We start from the raw sequence: 14,658 nt of genomic DNA on the forward strand, positions 1-14,658 counted from the left end.
CTCAGACCCCCTCGGACTGGCGGGCGGCCGCCAGGCGGACCGCGTCCATGATCTTCTCGTAGCCGGTGCAGCGGCACAGGTTGCCCGACAGTGCCTCGCGGATGTCCGCGTCGCTCGGGTTGGGGTTGCGCTCGAGCATCTCGTCGGCCGCGACCAGCAGACCGGGGGTGCAGAAGCCGCACTGGACGGCGCCGGCGTCGATGAACGCCTGCTGGACCGGGGAGAGCTCGGTGCCCTCGCCGGTCTGCGAGTCGGTGCCCTGGGCCTGCCACCCCTTGGCCTCGTCCAACGAGGTGCCACAGGCGCCGGTGCCGCAGGCCCGCTCCCGGGCGAAGTCCGCCAGGCCCTCCACGGTGACGACCTCACGGCCCTGGACCTGGCCGGCCGCGACGAGACAGGAGCACACGGGAACGCCGTCCAGGCGGACCGTGCACGAGCCGCACTCGCCCTGCTCGCAGGCGTTCTTGGAACCGGGCAGGCCGAGCCGCTCGCGCAGCACGTACAGCAGGGACTCGCCCTCCCAGACGTCGTCGGCTTCCTGGGGGCGTCCGTTGACGGTGAAGTCGATGCGCATTACGCGGCTCCCTCCGTGGTGCGGTGGGCGCCGCGGTACGACTCCCAGGTCCAGGTGAGTGTGCGGCGGGCCATGACACCGACCGCGTGCCGGCGGTAGCTCGCGGTGCCGCGCACGTCGTCGATCGGGTTGCAGGCGGCGGCGCACAGGTCGGCGAACTGCTTGGCGACGGAGGGGGTGATGATCTTCCCGTTGTCCCAGAAGCCGCCCTCTTCCAGCGCCGCGTTCAGGAACTCCTCCGCGGCCTGCGCCCGGACGGGCGTCGGGGCGGCCGAACCGATGCCGGTGCGCACCGTCCGGGTCCGCGGGTGCAGGGCGAGCCCGAAGGCGCACACGGCGATGACCATGGCGTTGCGGGTGCCGACCTTGGAGTACTGCTGGGGGCCGTCGGCCTTCTTGATGTGGACGGCGCGGATCAGCTCGTCGGGCGCCAGCGCGTTGCGCTTCACGCCGGTGTAGAAGGCGTCGATCGGGATGCGCCGCGTGCCGCGCACCGACTCGGCCTCGACCTCGGCGCCGGCGGCGAGCAGCGCGGGGTGGGCGTCGCCGGCCGGGGAGGCGGTGCCCAGGTTGCCGCCGACGCCGCCGCGGTTGCGGATCTGCGGGGAGGCGACCGTGTGGGAGGCGAGGGCGAGCCCCGGCAGCTCGGCGCGCAGGTGTTCCATGATCTTCGAGTACGGGACGGAGGCGCCGAGCCGTACGCTCTCCTCGCCGACCTCCCATTCCTCGAGGTCGCCGATGCGGTTCAGGTCCATGAGGTACTCGGGCCGGCGGTGGTCGAAGTTGATCTCGACCATCACGTCGGTGCCACCCGCAATCGGCACAGCGGCGGGGTGCTCGGCCTTCGCGGCGAGCGCCTCCTCCCAGCTGGCGGGGCGAAGGAAGTCCATGACCGGCTCTCTTCTTCGTCTCGTGGGGCGTACAGATTGAGCCAATCCGTGTGCGGCGGGCCCGGCTCGTTCATGTGCTGTTCACTCGGAGTGAGGCCAGTACACCGCCGGGCGATCCGCTCGGGTCAGTCACGGAAACCATGAAGGAGTTGGCTGGCCAGCAAAGGCATCTTGTAGATTCGTATGAACGGAGGTCGGCTGCAACCTCCCCACTTTCCTCCTGTGACGGAGAACACCGTCCGGGAAACGGCCGACACCGCTGATCAGCCACCCCATGGGCCCTCACCGGAAGATCTCTTCCCGGTCCATCGTAGATATCGAGACAGAGAACGGCGGCGACGAGAATGCGGCTGCGCGCACTGCTGGACACCGACGCGCTGGGCCTGAAGCTGCTCGGCGGCGAGGACGAGCTGGACCGCGGTGTGCGGGGCGTGATGACCACCGACCTCAGGGACCCCAGCCGTTACCTCTCCGGCGGGGAACTGGTGCTCACGGGGCTGGCCTGGCGCCGCGACGCCGCCGACTCCGAGCCGTTCGTACGGATCCTGGTGCAGGCCGGGGTGGCCGCGCTGGCGGCCGGTGAGGCGGAACTGGGCGACGTGCCGGACGACCTGGTCGTCGCCTGCGCGCGGCACCGGCTGCCGTTGTTCGCCGTGCACGAGTCGGTGGCCTTCGCGACCATCACCGAGCACGTGGTGCGGCAGGTCTCGGGCGAGCGCGCCGGGGATCTCGCGGCGGTCGTGGACCGGCACCGGCGGATGATGACGTCGGGTCCGGCGGGCGGCGGACCCGACGTGGTCCTCGACCTGCTCGGCTCCGACCTGGACCTGCGGGCCTGGGTGCTGTCGCCCACCGGCCGGCTGATCGCGGGGTCGAAGGTCGCGGGGCCGCACGGGGCGGAGCCGACACTGCCCGCCGACGTGTGCGCACGGCTCGCCGCGGAGCAGCTGGCGGCCGCCCGCACGGGCAGGCGCGGGCCGCACCGGGTCACGCTGGGCCAGACGACGTACAGCCTCTTCCCGGTGCGCGGCAGCGGGCGTTCCGCGCCGACGGCCCGGGACGTGCGCGAGACGGTGCTGTCGGACTGGCTGCTGGCCGTCGAGGCCGATGCCGGGGACTGGGCCGAGGAGAGGCTGGACCTGCTGCAGGGCGTGACCCAGCTGATCTCCGTCGAGCGGGACCGCCGGGACGCGGCGCGCACGGTCCGGCGCCGGCTCGCCCAGGAGGTGCTGGAGCTTCTGCAGACGGGTGCCGCGCCCGCCGAGACGGCGGCGCGGCTGCGGGTGGCCGCGCCCGTGCTGCTGCCCGGGCTCGGCACCGCGCCGCACTGGCAGGTCGTGGTGGCCCGGGTCGACTGGGACGGCGGGGAGGTCGACGGCGGTCCCGTGGCCCAGGCGCTGTTGGAGGAGATCCTGGTCGACCCGGCGTCGACCGGTCCCGAGCACTCCGACCGCATCGCGGTGGCGCACACCGGCGACGAGGCGATCGCGCTCGTACCGCTGCCCGCGGTGACCGGCGACGACGACACCGCCGGCGCCGGAGTCGTCGCCGACGCGCTGCTCGAAGCCGTGCGCGACCCGCTCTCGGCCGGTCTCGACGGCGACGGCCGGCTCACTCTGGGCGTCTCCGCCGCCGTGCACTCGGCGGAGGGGCTGCGGGGTGCGCTGGAGGAGGCACGGCACGCCCGGCGGGTCGCCGCGGCCCGTCAGGGCCGGGTCTGCGCGGCCGGCCACCAGGAACTCGCCTCGCACGTCCTGCTGCTCCCCTTCGTCCCCGACGACGTGCGGCGGGCGTTCACCGCCCGCCTCCTGGACCCCCTGCGGGACTACGACCGCCGTCACCGCGCGGAGCTGATCCCCACCCTGGAGGCGTTCCTCGACTGCGACGGCTCCTGGACCCGTTGCGCCTCCCGCCTCCACCTGCACGTCAACACGCTGCGCTACCGCGTCGGCCGCATCGAGCAGCTGACGGGGCGTGACCTTTCGCGGCTCGAGGACAAGCTGGACTTTTTCCTGGCACTGCGCATGAGTTGAGCCGAAATGGACCCGTCCGGCCAGTTCGGGTCCGCAGCCCATGACTTTGTGAAATCCTTCACCCACCCTCTTGGCCGGGCCCCGTGGTTCGTGCTGAGATGCGGCCACCACTCAACAGCTCGATGGCGTGCTCGGGGAGGGCAACGTGGCGCATACCGCCATGTCCGGTGACGGAACGACCGCCGATGACGATCCCCTCCAGACGGCGGTGTGGCGACTGCGCTCCCGCGCCTGCTGGGCCGACGCCGCGGCGCTGCTCGCCCCCAACACCCCGGACGCGGCGATGCAGCGGGCGTCGCTACTGGTGGAGCGGTGTGTCTACACCGAGGCGGGGTGGGAGGAGGCCGAGGACGCGCTGCGTACGGCCGAGGCGATGGCGCACAGTGACGAGGAGCGGGGGGCGGCCGCTTGTGAACGCGGGTACTTGGCCTATGCGGCCACCCTGTTCCGGGTGCGCGACCGGGCGGACGAGGCGCGGGCCGCGCTCGGCCGGGCGGCGGCGCTGATCGCTCCGGGGGCGGCGGGCCGGGCGCTGCTGGACTTCCGGCGCGGGCTGATCGCGGAGAACCTCACCCGGTCGCCGCAGGCGGCCCGGGCGGCCTACCGCCGCGCCCACGCGGGCGCCACCGCGCACGCCGATCCGCTGCTGCTGTCCGGCACATGGCGCCACCTCGCCGGACTGGCCCTGCGGGACGGGGAGTTGACGGAGGCCCGGCACGGCTTCGCCGAATCACTGCGCATCAGGGAGGAGTTGGGCTACCTGGTCGGCACGGCTCCGGCCCTGGTCTCCCTGGCGGAGACGGAGACCGGCCCCGAGGCCTCCCGCCTCCGCGAGGAGGCCCGCCGCCTGTTCCGCCTCCTGGGCGGAGTCCCCACCTGGCTGGCGGACCAGCTCTCCCCACCGGACGCAGCAACGGCCTGACAGCCCCTCCGGCGCTCGAGGACGAGGCCCGAAGGGCCGAAAGGGGGGTCCGGGGGCACAGCCCCCGGGGACGATGGGGGCACCTCCCGCTCGAGCGAAGCCGAGCGTGGGGGAGGGACGGGGCGGCGGGGCGCAAAGGCCGGAACAACGCCCCCCTCTCACCCCGCCCCGTTGAAATGCTCCGACACCAACGCCCGCACCACGTCCGAATCCCCCGCGATCAACGCGTCCAGCAGCGCGGTGTGCTCATGCGCGTCAGCGATCAGCTCCGCCCGCCCCCGCCCCCCGGCCGCACCGCCGACCAGCGGCCACTGGGCCCGCCGGTGCAGTTCCTCCGCGATCCCGACCAGTTGCTCGTTCCCGCCGAGGGCGAGCACCGCCCTGTGGAACGCGCGATCGGACTCCGCGTACGTCGCCCGGCACCCGGAGGACGCGGCACGGACCGTCGCCTCGGCGAGCGGACGCAGTTCGGCCCACCGCTCGGCCGGCACCGTGCGCGCCAGCCGCAGCATCACCGGGACCTCGATCAGCGCCCGCACCTCGGCGAGCTCGGCCAGCTCCCGCGCACCCCGCTCGACGACCCGGAACCCCCGGTTGGGCACGACCTCGACCGCGCCCTCGACGGCGAGCTGCTGCATGGCCTCGCGGACGGGCGTCGCGGAGACGCCGAACCGCTCCCCGAGCACGGGTGCGGAGTACACCTCGCCGGGCCGCAGGTCGCCCGTCACCAGCGCGGTGCGCAGGGCGGCGAGGACCTGCCCGCGCACGGAGGACCGCTGGACGCCGGTCCGGGGAGCCGGTACGGCGGGTTCGCCGTGCGTGTGCTCGCCGCGCACGGCGTCGCCCTCGGCCGCACCGGCCCGGCCGCGCGCCCCGTCGCCCGGGCCCGTCGGCTGGGCGGGCACCCGGTAGCGGCCGGGCCCGGCCTGAGCGGCGGCGGCCGCCTCACGTGTCACGGCGGAGCCCTGCGTGCCCTGCTTCACAAGGTCCTCCTGCGGACGTGTCGGTACTTGGGGTCATTACGGCGGGTTGCCACCTGTACGTCAAGCACCATAGGCGCACCGGACACCAGTTCACATCTCGGCGATCTTCGGTAAGGTGAGCCTTACCTTTATTGCCCGGCTCCACGAGACGTGAAGGGGTGGTCCCATGCCTGTGCCCGGTTCGGCCGTCGCGGACGCGTACGCCCGCCTGGCGGAGGCCTTCCCCGCGCTGGCCGTCACCGAACTCGGCGCCGGCGAGGAGGCGCCCCGGGGCGGCGGTTGGGTCGCCGCGTCGGAGCTCGCGGACGCCGGGACCGGCCTGGACGCGTTTCTGGCCTGGGACGACACCCAGGTGCTGCGGGACTACGGTCAGCAGGCCCGCCCGGATGTGCTTGCCGGCTTCGGCCTGCACCGCTACGCCTGGCCCGCCTGCCTGCTGATCACCGTGCCCTGGTTCCTGCACCGCCGGGTGCCGCGCTATCCCGTGACGCATGTCTCGTTCGACCGCACCGCCCCCGGTCTCGCCGTGGGCCGCATGGCCGTACGGCCGGAAGGCTTCGCCTGTCTGCCCGACGACCCGGCCGCCGCACTCCCCGGCGCCCGGGTGGTGCCCGACGAGGAGGCGCTGCGGGCGGAGGTGCGCGCGGCGGTGGCCCAGCACCTCGAACCCGTGCTGGCCGGTTTCGGCCCCCGGATGCGGCGCCGCGGCCGCGCCCTGTGGGGCATGGCGACCGACGAGATCGTCGAGAGCCTGTGGTACGTCGCCCAGCTGCTCGGCGAGGAGGAGCGGGCGATGCGCGAGCTGGAGCTGCTGCTGCCGGGGGCGACCAAGCCGTACGTCGGCGCGGCGGCGTTCCGCCGGCCGGCCGGGCCCGGCGGGGAGCAGGAGCGCGCGACCCGGGAGCGGGTGAGCTGCTGCATGTTCTACACCCTGCGCCCCGCGGACATCTGCGCCACCTGCCCGCGCACCTGCGCCAAGGACGCGGCGACCGCCGGACGGGCCACCACCGTTGCCGCACAGGCGAGTTGACGTCACGTCGGACGCCGGGCACCCCCTTCGGAGCCGTAGGATCATGCGGTCGGTACGCCGCAGAGGTCACAGCTGATTCACAATTTCCTCACCTGTCGCGGGAACTATCCGCGGAACCACTCGTACGGGTAGTCTTATTCGAACTCAACTCCCGCCCCTCATGCGGCAGTTCGAGCAGAACGTCGCCCGGACACCCCCCTCGCACTTCCTTGGCGGCCTCTTGCCCCGAAACCCCCTGAGGGCAGCCGGGATTGGGCCACTATGACGGGCGTTACGCCCTATCCCAATGCAAGGGACCCCTAGATGAGACTGACCGACATATCGCTGAACTGGCTGCTTCCGGGCGCCGTGCTGCTCCTGGGCATGCTGGCGGCGGTGGCGGTGCTGGCGCGCGGGAAGCGCTCCTCGGTCAAGGACACGAGCGCGGACGACTCGTGGGAGCGCAGCGAGGAGCGCCGCCGGCGCAAGGAGGCCATCTACGGCACCGTCTCCTACGTTCTGCTGTTCTGCTGTGCGGCGGTCGCCGCGGCGCTCTCCTTCCACGGCCTCGTCGGCTTCGGCGAACAGAACCTCGGCCTCACCGGCGGCTGGCAGTACCTCGTTCCCTTCGGCCTGGACGGCGCGGCGATGTTCTGCTCGGTGCTCGCCGTGCGCGAGGCCAGCCACGGTGACGCGGCCCTCGGCTCGCGGATACTCGTGTGGACGTTCGCCTTCGCCGCGGCCTGGTTCAACTGGGTCCACGCTCCCCGGGGCGTCGGGCACGCGGGTGCCCCGCACTTCTTCGCGGGCATGTCCCTGTCCGCGGCGGTGCTGTTCGACCGCGCGCTGAAGCAGACCCGCCGTGCCGCCCTGCGCGAGCAGGGGCTGGTCCCGCGTCCGCTCCCCCAGATCCGTATCGTGCGCTGGCTGCGCGCCCCCCGGGAGACCTACCGTGCCTGGTCGCTGATGCTGCTCGAGGGTGTGCGCAGCCTCGACGAGGCGGTCGAGGAAGTGCGCGAGGACAAGATCCGCAAGGACGAGGCCAAGCAGCGCCGCCGCGACCAGCAGCGGGTGGAACGGGCCCGACTGAAGGCGATCAGCCGCGGCCACCGGGGTTTCGTGGGCCGGGGCGGCGGGCGCGAGCTGGAGACGGCAACCGTGGAGCGCGACTCCGAGCTGGTCTCCGCGGAGCCTGCCATATCGGCGCCGGAGGCCCTGCCCGTCCGCGCGCGTCCCTCCCTGCAGCCGGCTCGCACCGGCGGCTCTGACGCGGTGACCGTCGACCTCACCGCCGAGGACGACACCCAGGCCCTGCCCCGCCTGGACTCCCTGGAGCGCAAACTCAAGGACCTCGAGCAGCAGTTCGGCTGACACCGATCGACGGACGACGAGGGTGCGGTCCGCACGGGCCGCGCCCGCCGAACCGTGCGGTGCGGCCGTGCGTCAGGCGGCGTCGGCGCCGAGTTCGAACCAGACGGACTTGCCCACCTCGTGGGTGCTGACGCCCCACTCGTCCGCGAGGTACTCGACCAGCACCAGGCCCCTTCCGTGCGTCCCGTCGTCGGTACGCGGCCGGCGCGGCCGGGGCTCGCGGGACACGAAGTCCCGTACCTCCACCCGCAGTCGGCGCGGCCCGACCGTGGCCGTCAGCACCGCCTCGTGGTCGGTGTGCACGAGCGCGTTGGTGACGAGTTCACTGGTGAGCAGTTCCGCGACCGCGGACCGCTCCGGAGTTCCCCAGTGCGTGAGCAGCTCGCGCACCGCCCTGCGGGACTCGCGCACCGCTCTCAGATCCGCCCGCCCCAGTGTGCGCCTCAGCCGATCCGCCGAAGCCTGACTCTTCATGGCCCCCGCCCGCGTACAGATGTCGATTCCCCCTGCGCTCGAACACGTACACGGGATTCATTTCCCCGTCGCTCGCACGCCAGTCATGTCGCATCGTCACAACCGGTAGTTGGCCGAAGTGCACACGCCACGCATGCGGGCGGGGCCGTCCTCCCGACCCCCGTGGCGAGAGGACGACCCCGGCTTTCGTGGTGGTCGTGGTGGACCGTGGCTCAGTAGAGCTTGTTGACGGCCTTCTTCGTCGTCTTCTTGAAGGCGCCGACCGGGGCGTCGTCGAAGTCGCCCATCTGTCCCCAGTCGACGACGGTCACCGTCCTGCCGTCCCGTCCCACGGACAGCAGGTGGATGTCCGTGGCGCCGTAGGAGGTCTCCGTGTGCAGCCCGCGCACCGTGGCGCCCTCCTCGACCGGCAGCGTGCCGTAGTACCGGCCCTCGGCCTCGATGTCCGGGTACGCCTGCTCGAGCCGGTCGGCGCAGGAACGGATCTTCCTGTCGAGCAGGGCGGCCAGCGCCTTGCCCTTGGCGGCGGAGCCGGTGACGACGGTGACCTGTACGGCGCCGGTGTCCAGGTCGGTGTGGAAGAGGCGGTGCCGGTAGTCGTAGGCCGGTACGCCCTCGCCCAGGCAGTGGGCGAGCTGCTCCGGGAATCCGTCCGTGACCGGGCCGGCCGTCCAGTCCGACGACGGGTGCGGGGGCAGCTCGGAGGCGGAGAGGAACCTGGGCGGGGCGCTCTTCCGCACGGCGGCACCGGCCGGTGCGGTGAGCGCGGCGCCTGCCGCGAGGGCGGCGACGGTGAGCGTGGCGAGCGCGGCGGCCCGGGTACGCATGGGCATGGGTGTCCCCCGTGAGGTGTGCGTGATGGAATGGCGGAGCGGTACGCCGTGACGACCGGGATGGTCCGTCCGGCGGCCGTCGGGGCGGTGCGTGCCAAGAGCATCGGCCGCCTCGGGGGACGGGCGCAAGCGTCGTCGCCGGATTCACCGGCATGGAACCATCCCAGCCCGTCCGACGTGCAGATACATGGGGTGCCTGGGATGCCGTCCCGGGGCCCGTCCGGGTCGGAGCGAGTGCGGGGTGACGTGTCGGTGTCGGCACAGGACGACGTGGCTGAGTTCGCGGCGCTGCTGCGGGAGCTGAAGGAACGCACGGACCGCAGTTACGGCTCGCTGGCCCGCCGCCTGAACATGAACACCTCGACGCTGCACCGCTACTGCGCCGGCGAGGCGGTCCCCGTCGACTTCGCCCCGGTGGAACGGTTCGCCGCCCTCTGCGGCGCGTCCCGCGCGGAACGCCTCGAGCTCCACCACCGCTGGCTCCGCGCGGCGGACGCCCGCCAACGCCCCCACGGAACGGCTTCCGCCTCCCGGCCGAAGACACCGCCCCCCTCTGACCCCACGTCAACAACGGACGCGGCCCCCGACAAGGTCTCCGCACCGGCCACGGACACCGGGCCGGGCGCGGAAGCCACACCCGGCACGCACATCCCGCCCACCCGGCCCGCAACCGGCCCCACGCCCGGCACCGACACCTCCTCCAGCACGGCCCCCGCGCCCACCGCGGACGCCGCACCCGGCACGGGCACCCGATCCGGTGCGGCAGCCGCATCCGGTGCGGACTCCGGACCCGGCACCGAGTCCGGGTCCGGTGAGCCGGCCGCGGAGGGTGGCGCCGTTGCCCCGGATTTACGGCGTTCGGCCGTCGGCGGGCGGTCCCGGCGTTCCGAGGCCGTCGGGGCCGGCGCCGGGCGCGTGGTCGAGGGCGGCGAGGTGAGCGGGCCCTTGCCGCCCGGGGACGGGGACCGGCGGCCCTGGTATCGGCGGCGCAAGCGGGTCGCCGTGGCCGTGGCCGCCGCGTGTGCGTTGCTCGCGACCGTGGGGAGTCTGTCCGCGCTGCCCGACGACCGGCGGCCGTCCGCCGGGAGCGAGGCGCCCGGCGCGCCGCCACCGGGCGGGTCCGCGACGACCGGACCCGCCGCGACGCCGCACAGCCGCACCCCCTCACCGACACCCTCCACTGCGGGCACCGGCGCCGGAACCGGTGGCACCCCGTCGCCGAAGGCGCGCCCGGGGGCCCCGGAGACACCGCGCGGCATTGAGCCGCCCGGGTCGAAGGCGCCGGCCGCGGCCCCGCCGCTCACCTGGTCCGCCGACTCGCATGTCTGGGCGGACGGGTGCGGTCACGACTACGTCGTCGCCCGCCCGCCCAAGCAGGTGCCGCCGCCGCCCGCCCCGCAGGACGCCCGGACGTGGGCGGAGGCGCAGTCGGCCGTGCACGGGGGCGAGACGATGGTGGAGCTCTCGGTCCAGGGGACGTCCGGCACGGCCGTCGTCCTGACCGCGCTCCGGGTCCGGGTGACCGGCCGTACCGCGCCCGCCCCGGGAAACGGCTACGCCATGGACCAGGGCTGCGGCGGCGCGCTCACCCCGCGCTACTTCGACGTGGACCTGGACAAGGACCGCCCCATCGCCCGGGCCGTCGCCGGGAACGACGCCGGTACGCCGATCCCCGCCGTGAAGCTGCCGTACACCGTCTCCGCGACCGACCCGGAAGTGCTGATCGTCACCGCCCGGACCCGCGACTGCGACTGCCGCTGGTACCTCGAGCTGGACTGGTCCTCTCAGGGCCGCACCGGCACGGTCCGCGTCGACGACCACGGCCGCCCGTTCCGCACCAGCGGCATCGCGGACCGGCCCCGTTACGAGTACGACACGTCCGCACGCGAGTGGCGCCCGCGCGAGCGGTGACGGCGTCTAAGGCCGTGGCACGTTGCGGAGGTTGGAGCGGGCCATCTGCAGCATCCGGCCCACGCCGCCGTCCAGCACGACCTTGGACGCGGACAGCGCGAACCCGGTCACCATCTCCTTGCTGATCTTCGGCGGGATGGAGAGCGCGTTGGGGTCGGTGACGACGTCGACGAGGGCCGGGCCCTTGTGCCGGAACGCCGATTTCAGCGCCCCGGCCAGTTCCTTCGGCTTCTCCACGCGCACCCCGTAGGCGCCGCAGGCGCGGGCGACCTCGGCGAAGTCGGGGTTCTTCAGGGCGGTGCCGTGCGAGGGCAGACCGGCGACCAGCATCTCCAACTCGACCATGCTGAGCGAGGAGTTGTTGAACAGGACGACCTTCACCGGCAGGTCGTACTGCACGAGGGTGAGGAAGTCGCCCATCAGCATGGTGAATCCGCCGTCGCCGGCCATCGACACGACTTGCCGGCCCCGGTCGGTGAACTGCGCCCCGATCGCCATCGGCAGCGCGTTGGCCATCGAGCCGTGGGAGAAGGAACCGATCACCCGGCGGCGGCCGTTGGGCGTGATGTAACGCGCCGCCCAGACGTTGCACATGCCGGTGTCGACGGTGAACACCGCGTCGTCGTCGGCCATCTCGTCCAGGACGGACGCCACGTACTCGGGGTGGATCGGCACATGCTTCTCCACCTTCCGTGTGTACGCCTTCACCACGCCTTCGAGCGCGTCGGCGTGCTTCTTGAGCATCCGGTCGAGGAATTTCCGGTTGTCCTTGGTGCGGACCCGGGGCGTCAGACAGCGCAGCGTCTCCTTCACATCGCCCCACACCGCGAGGTCCAGCTTGGAGCGCCGCCCGAGGATCTCGGGCCGCACATCGACCTGGACGATCTTCACGTCGTCGTCGGGGAGAAAGGCGTTGTACGGGAAGTCGGTGCCGAGCAGGATCAGCAGATCGCACTCGTGCGTGGCCTCGTAGGCGGCGCCGTAGCCGAGCAGTCCGCTCATGCCGACATCGTACGGATTGTCGTACTGGATCCATTCCTTGCCGCGCAGGGCGTGCCCGACCGGGGCCTTGATCTTCCCGGCGAACTCCATGACCTCGGCGTGCGCGCCCTTGGTGCCGGCGCCGCAGAACAGCGTGACCTTCTCGGCCCGGTCGATCATGTCGACGAGGCGGTCGATCTCCGCGTCGCCGGGGCGGACCGTGGGCCGGGAGGTGACGAGGGCGGTCTCGGGGGCCTGGTCCGGTGCGGGTTCGTCGGCGAGGTCGCCGGGGAGGGAGACGACGCTGACCCCGGAACGGCCGACCGCGTGCTGGATGGCGGTGTCCAGCAGCCGGGGCATCTGCCGGGGGCTGGAGATCAGCTCGCTGTAGTGGCTGCACTCACGGAACAGCTGGTCGGGATGGGTCTCCTGGAAGTAGCCGAGACCGATCTCGCTGGACGGGATGTGCGAGGCGAGGGCGAGGACCGGGGCCATGGAGCGGTGGGCGTCGTAGAGGCCGTTGATGAGGTGCAGGTTGCCCGGCCCGCACGAGCCGGCGCAGGCGGCGAGCCGGCCGGTGACCTGCGCCTCGGCGCCGGCCGCGAACGCGGCGGTCTCCTCGTGCCGGACGTGGATCCAGTCGATGGCGGCATTGCGGCGCACGGCGTCGACGACCGGGTTGAGGCTGTCGCCGACCACGCCGTAGAGGCGTTTGACTCCCGCGCGGGTGAGGATGTCGACGAACTGTTCCGCGATGTTCTGTTTGGCCATGGGTTCCGTCTGCCCCTCCGATGTCGAAGATGCCTGACGGGTTCCATGAATTCACACCGGGAGCGCTCACGCCTCCCAAACGGCGACGGCCGTGCGGTCGTCCGCGTACCCCTTCACCCGTACCTGGGTGTCGGCCAGGAACGCGGCGAGGCCGGGCGGTTCGGGGCGGGACCACCGGTCGGCCAGGTGGGCGCGGAGTTCCTCCTCACCGCGCAGCGGGTCGGCGAGACCGGTGCCGCACATCAGCAGGGTGTCACCCGGGCGGGCTACGGAGGTACGGAAGCGGAAGGGCTCGCGAGGGGGTGCGGGGGCGGGCTCGTACGGGCTCGGGGGTGTGGGGATGCCGAGGTCCATGGTGAGGCGGTCGCCGTCGGGGGTCTCGGAGGGCGGCGAGCCGAAGCCGAGCACGGGTTCGCCCTTCACGTCGGCGACCTCCGGTTCGATGTCCTGCCACTCGCCGTCCCGCAGCCGGAACAGACCGCCGGGGCCGACGCCGAAGAAGACCCGGGTGCGGCAGTCCGGGTCGGCGGGCAGGAGGAGGCAGCGCAGGGTGGCCGCGTAGTCGTCGGGTTCGAGGCCCTGTTCGGCCGCGCCGGCGCGGAGCCGGCCGAGGCTGCGGTCGGTGAGGCGGTGCAGGCCCGATTTGAGGTCTCCGCGCCGGGCGGCCCTTATGTCGTCGACGAGGCGGTCGTGGCTGCGCCCCACGGCACTGCCGATCCAGCGGCAGGCCTCGGCGGCGGCCAGATGCGCCCTGGGCGCGGTCCGGGTGCCGGTCGCCAGCGCGACGAGGAGCAGCGCCCGCTCGCCCGTCCCGAACCGCGCGGTGAGCAGGGCGTCGCGGCGTGGCTCTCCCCGGTACCGCGCGGAGTCGCCGCGCACGGACGCGGCCCGCAGGGTGCAGGCCCCGTACCGGGCGCCGTCGAGCACGGTGTCCGGCGCCAGGTCGTCCAGCGCGTCGGGGTCGGCGGCGGGCAGGGCGGTGGGTTCGGCGTCGTAGGTGGGGGGCCGGGAACCGACGTGGCCGCGGGAAGGCGGGGGCAGGGGCGGGGGCGGATCCAGGCGGGAGGGGCGGGGGCCGGCGGGGGGCGGTGCGTCCTCTGGTTCCGGGGTGGCGGGCGGCGCAGGCGCCGAGTCCGGGAACGGCGTCCAGGTCCCGAAGGTCATGGGCGGCAAGGGCGCCGACGAGGTTTCCTGCGGGGTGGCCCGGTCCCGGCCCGCCCGCCTCCGACGCGGATCCTGCGGCTGACTTCGGTCCGCCTCTCCGCGGGACGCGGGCGGACCCTGCCGGCCGCTGCGGTCTCCGTCGTCCCGGGACGGGGAGGAATCCCGCGGACCGCTCGGGTCCGCGTCCTCGCGTGACGGGGAAGAGTCCCGCCACCCCCTCCCGTCTCCACCCTCCCGGGACGGGGCGGGAGTTTGCCGGCCGCTCCGGTCCGTGCCCTCCCGGGACGAGGGCGAGCCCGGCCGGCCGCTCCCGTCCGGATCCTCGGTGGGCTGCGGCCCGGAAGGCCGGTGGGCTCCCGGCGGGAAGGTCACCGGGCCCGGTGGTGCGGCGGGCGGAGGTTCCCAGGGGGCGCGGGAGGGCGGGGCGGGCGTGGCGCGGGGTGCGGGGATCCTCGTCGTGGGCGCCGGAACCGGCCCGGTGTTCAGCGTCCCGGACGCCGAGGCGAAACGGTCGTCCAGGGAATCGGGCGCCGGTGCGGGGCCCGTGTCACCGGCGGCGTCGTCGTACAGCTGCCCCCACCAGTCGTCCTCAGGACCGGTGGGCCTTCCCCCCTGCTGACTCATGCCCCCAATTGTCGCCCGCACGGGCCGGTTGAAAACGGGGCATCCGGAAAATCCCCGCCAGGCGGCGCACCCGGGACGGCCTCCCGGGTGAACCGCGGGACGGCTGTGCGACGGGGGA

The 14,658-nt window shown here is 73.5% G+C and carries 12 protein-coding genes; 5 read left to right on the forward strand and 7 right to left on the reverse strand.

The window, feature by feature from the left end; all coding sequences use genetic code 11:
* Window position 1: 1 nt before the first annotated feature.
* Window positions 2-574, reverse strand: coding sequence for a (2Fe-2S)-binding protein (locus ACZ44S_RS05485; RefSeq protein WP_466924714.1), 573 nt, complete (start codon window positions 572-574; stop codon window positions 2-4).
* Window positions 574-1,464, reverse strand: coding sequence for an FAD binding domain-containing protein (locus ACZ44S_RS05490; RefSeq protein WP_466924717.1), 891 nt, complete (start codon window positions 1,462-1,464; stop codon window positions 574-576). The genes ACZ44S_RS05485 and ACZ44S_RS05490 overlap by 1 nt, the downstream gene beginning before the upstream one ends.
* Before the next feature lie 344 nt (window positions 1,465-1,808).
* On the opposite strand from ACZ44S_RS05490, the gene ACZ44S_RS05495 reads away from it, so the two are divergent.
* Both ACZ44S_RS05495 and ACZ44S_RS05500 read left to right on the forward strand, forming a co-directional pair.
* Complete coding sequence (locus tag ACZ44S_RS05495) at window positions 1,809-3,497, forward strand: PucR family transcriptional regulator (RefSeq protein ID WP_466924720.1); 1,689 nt, start codon at window positions 1,809-1,811, stop codon at window positions 3,495-3,497.
* Between the two features lie 160 nt (window positions 3,498-3,657).
* Window positions 3,658-4,419, forward strand: a complete 762-nt coding sequence (locus ACZ44S_RS05500) for a hypothetical protein (protein ID WP_466925177.1) — start codon at window positions 3,658-3,660, stop codon at window positions 4,417-4,419.
* A gap of 158 nt (window positions 4,420-4,577) precedes the next feature.
* Here ACZ44S_RS05500 and ACZ44S_RS05505 read toward each other — a convergent pair whose 3' ends face one another.
* The gene (locus tag ACZ44S_RS05505) at window positions 4,578-5,402 is read right to left on the reverse strand and encodes a GntR family transcriptional regulator (protein ID WP_466924722.1); all 825 of its coding nucleotides are present in this window, start codon (window positions 5,400-5,402) and stop codon (window positions 4,578-4,580) included.
* A 166-nt stretch (window positions 5,403-5,568) separates the two neighbouring features.
* Between ACZ44S_RS05505 and ACZ44S_RS05510 the strand changes: the two genes are divergently transcribed.
* Window positions 5,569-6,432, forward strand: coding sequence for a (2Fe-2S)-binding protein (locus tag ACZ44S_RS05510; RefSeq protein ID WP_466924725.1), 864 nt, complete (start codon window positions 5,569-5,571; stop codon window positions 6,430-6,432).
* A 303-nt stretch (window positions 6,433-6,735) separates the two neighbouring features.
* Complete coding sequence (locus tag ACZ44S_RS05515; RefSeq protein ID WP_466924727.1) at window positions 6,736-7,782, forward strand: DUF2637 domain-containing protein; 1,047 nt, start codon at window positions 6,736-6,738, stop codon at window positions 7,780-7,782.
* A 72-nt stretch (window positions 7,783-7,854) separates the two neighbouring features.
* On the opposite strand, the gene ACZ44S_RS05520 is transcribed toward ACZ44S_RS05515, so the two are convergent.
* A complete protein-coding gene (locus ACZ44S_RS05520; protein WP_466924729.1) occupies window positions 7,855-8,256 on the reverse strand; it encodes an ATP-binding protein in 402 nt (133 codons plus the stop codon).
* 212 nt (window positions 8,257-8,468) lie between these two features.
* A complete protein-coding gene (locus ACZ44S_RS05525; RefSeq protein WP_466924732.1) occupies window positions 8,469-9,089 on the reverse strand; it encodes a hypothetical protein in 621 nt (206 codons plus the stop codon).
* 201 nt (window positions 9,090-9,290) lie between these two features.
* Here ACZ44S_RS05525 and ACZ44S_RS05530 point away from each other — a divergent pair, with 201 nt between their 5' ends.
* Window positions 9,291-11,000: a helix-turn-helix domain-containing protein gene (locus ACZ44S_RS05530; RefSeq protein WP_466924735.1), complete on the forward strand. Its 1,710-nt coding sequence runs from the start codon at window positions 9,291-9,293 to the stop codon at window positions 10,998-11,000.
* A gap of 6 nt (window positions 11,001-11,006) precedes the next feature.
* On the opposite strand, the gene ACZ44S_RS05535 is transcribed toward ACZ44S_RS05530, so the two are convergent.
* Complete coding sequence (locus tag ACZ44S_RS05535) at window positions 11,007-12,752, reverse strand: pyruvate dehydrogenase (RefSeq protein WP_466924738.1); 1,746 nt, start codon at window positions 12,750-12,752, stop codon at window positions 11,007-11,009.
* Window positions 12,753-12,818: 66 nt separating this feature from the next.
* Window positions 12,819-14,540 (reverse strand): protein phosphatase 2C domain-containing protein, encoded by a 1,722-nt coding sequence (locus ACZ44S_RS05540; RefSeq protein ID WP_466924741.1) that lies wholly within the window; start codon window positions 14,538-14,540, stop codon window positions 12,819-12,821.
* Window positions 14,541-14,658: the final 118 nt, after the last annotated feature.

The organism is Streptomyces malachitofuscus (assembly GCF_055571035.1).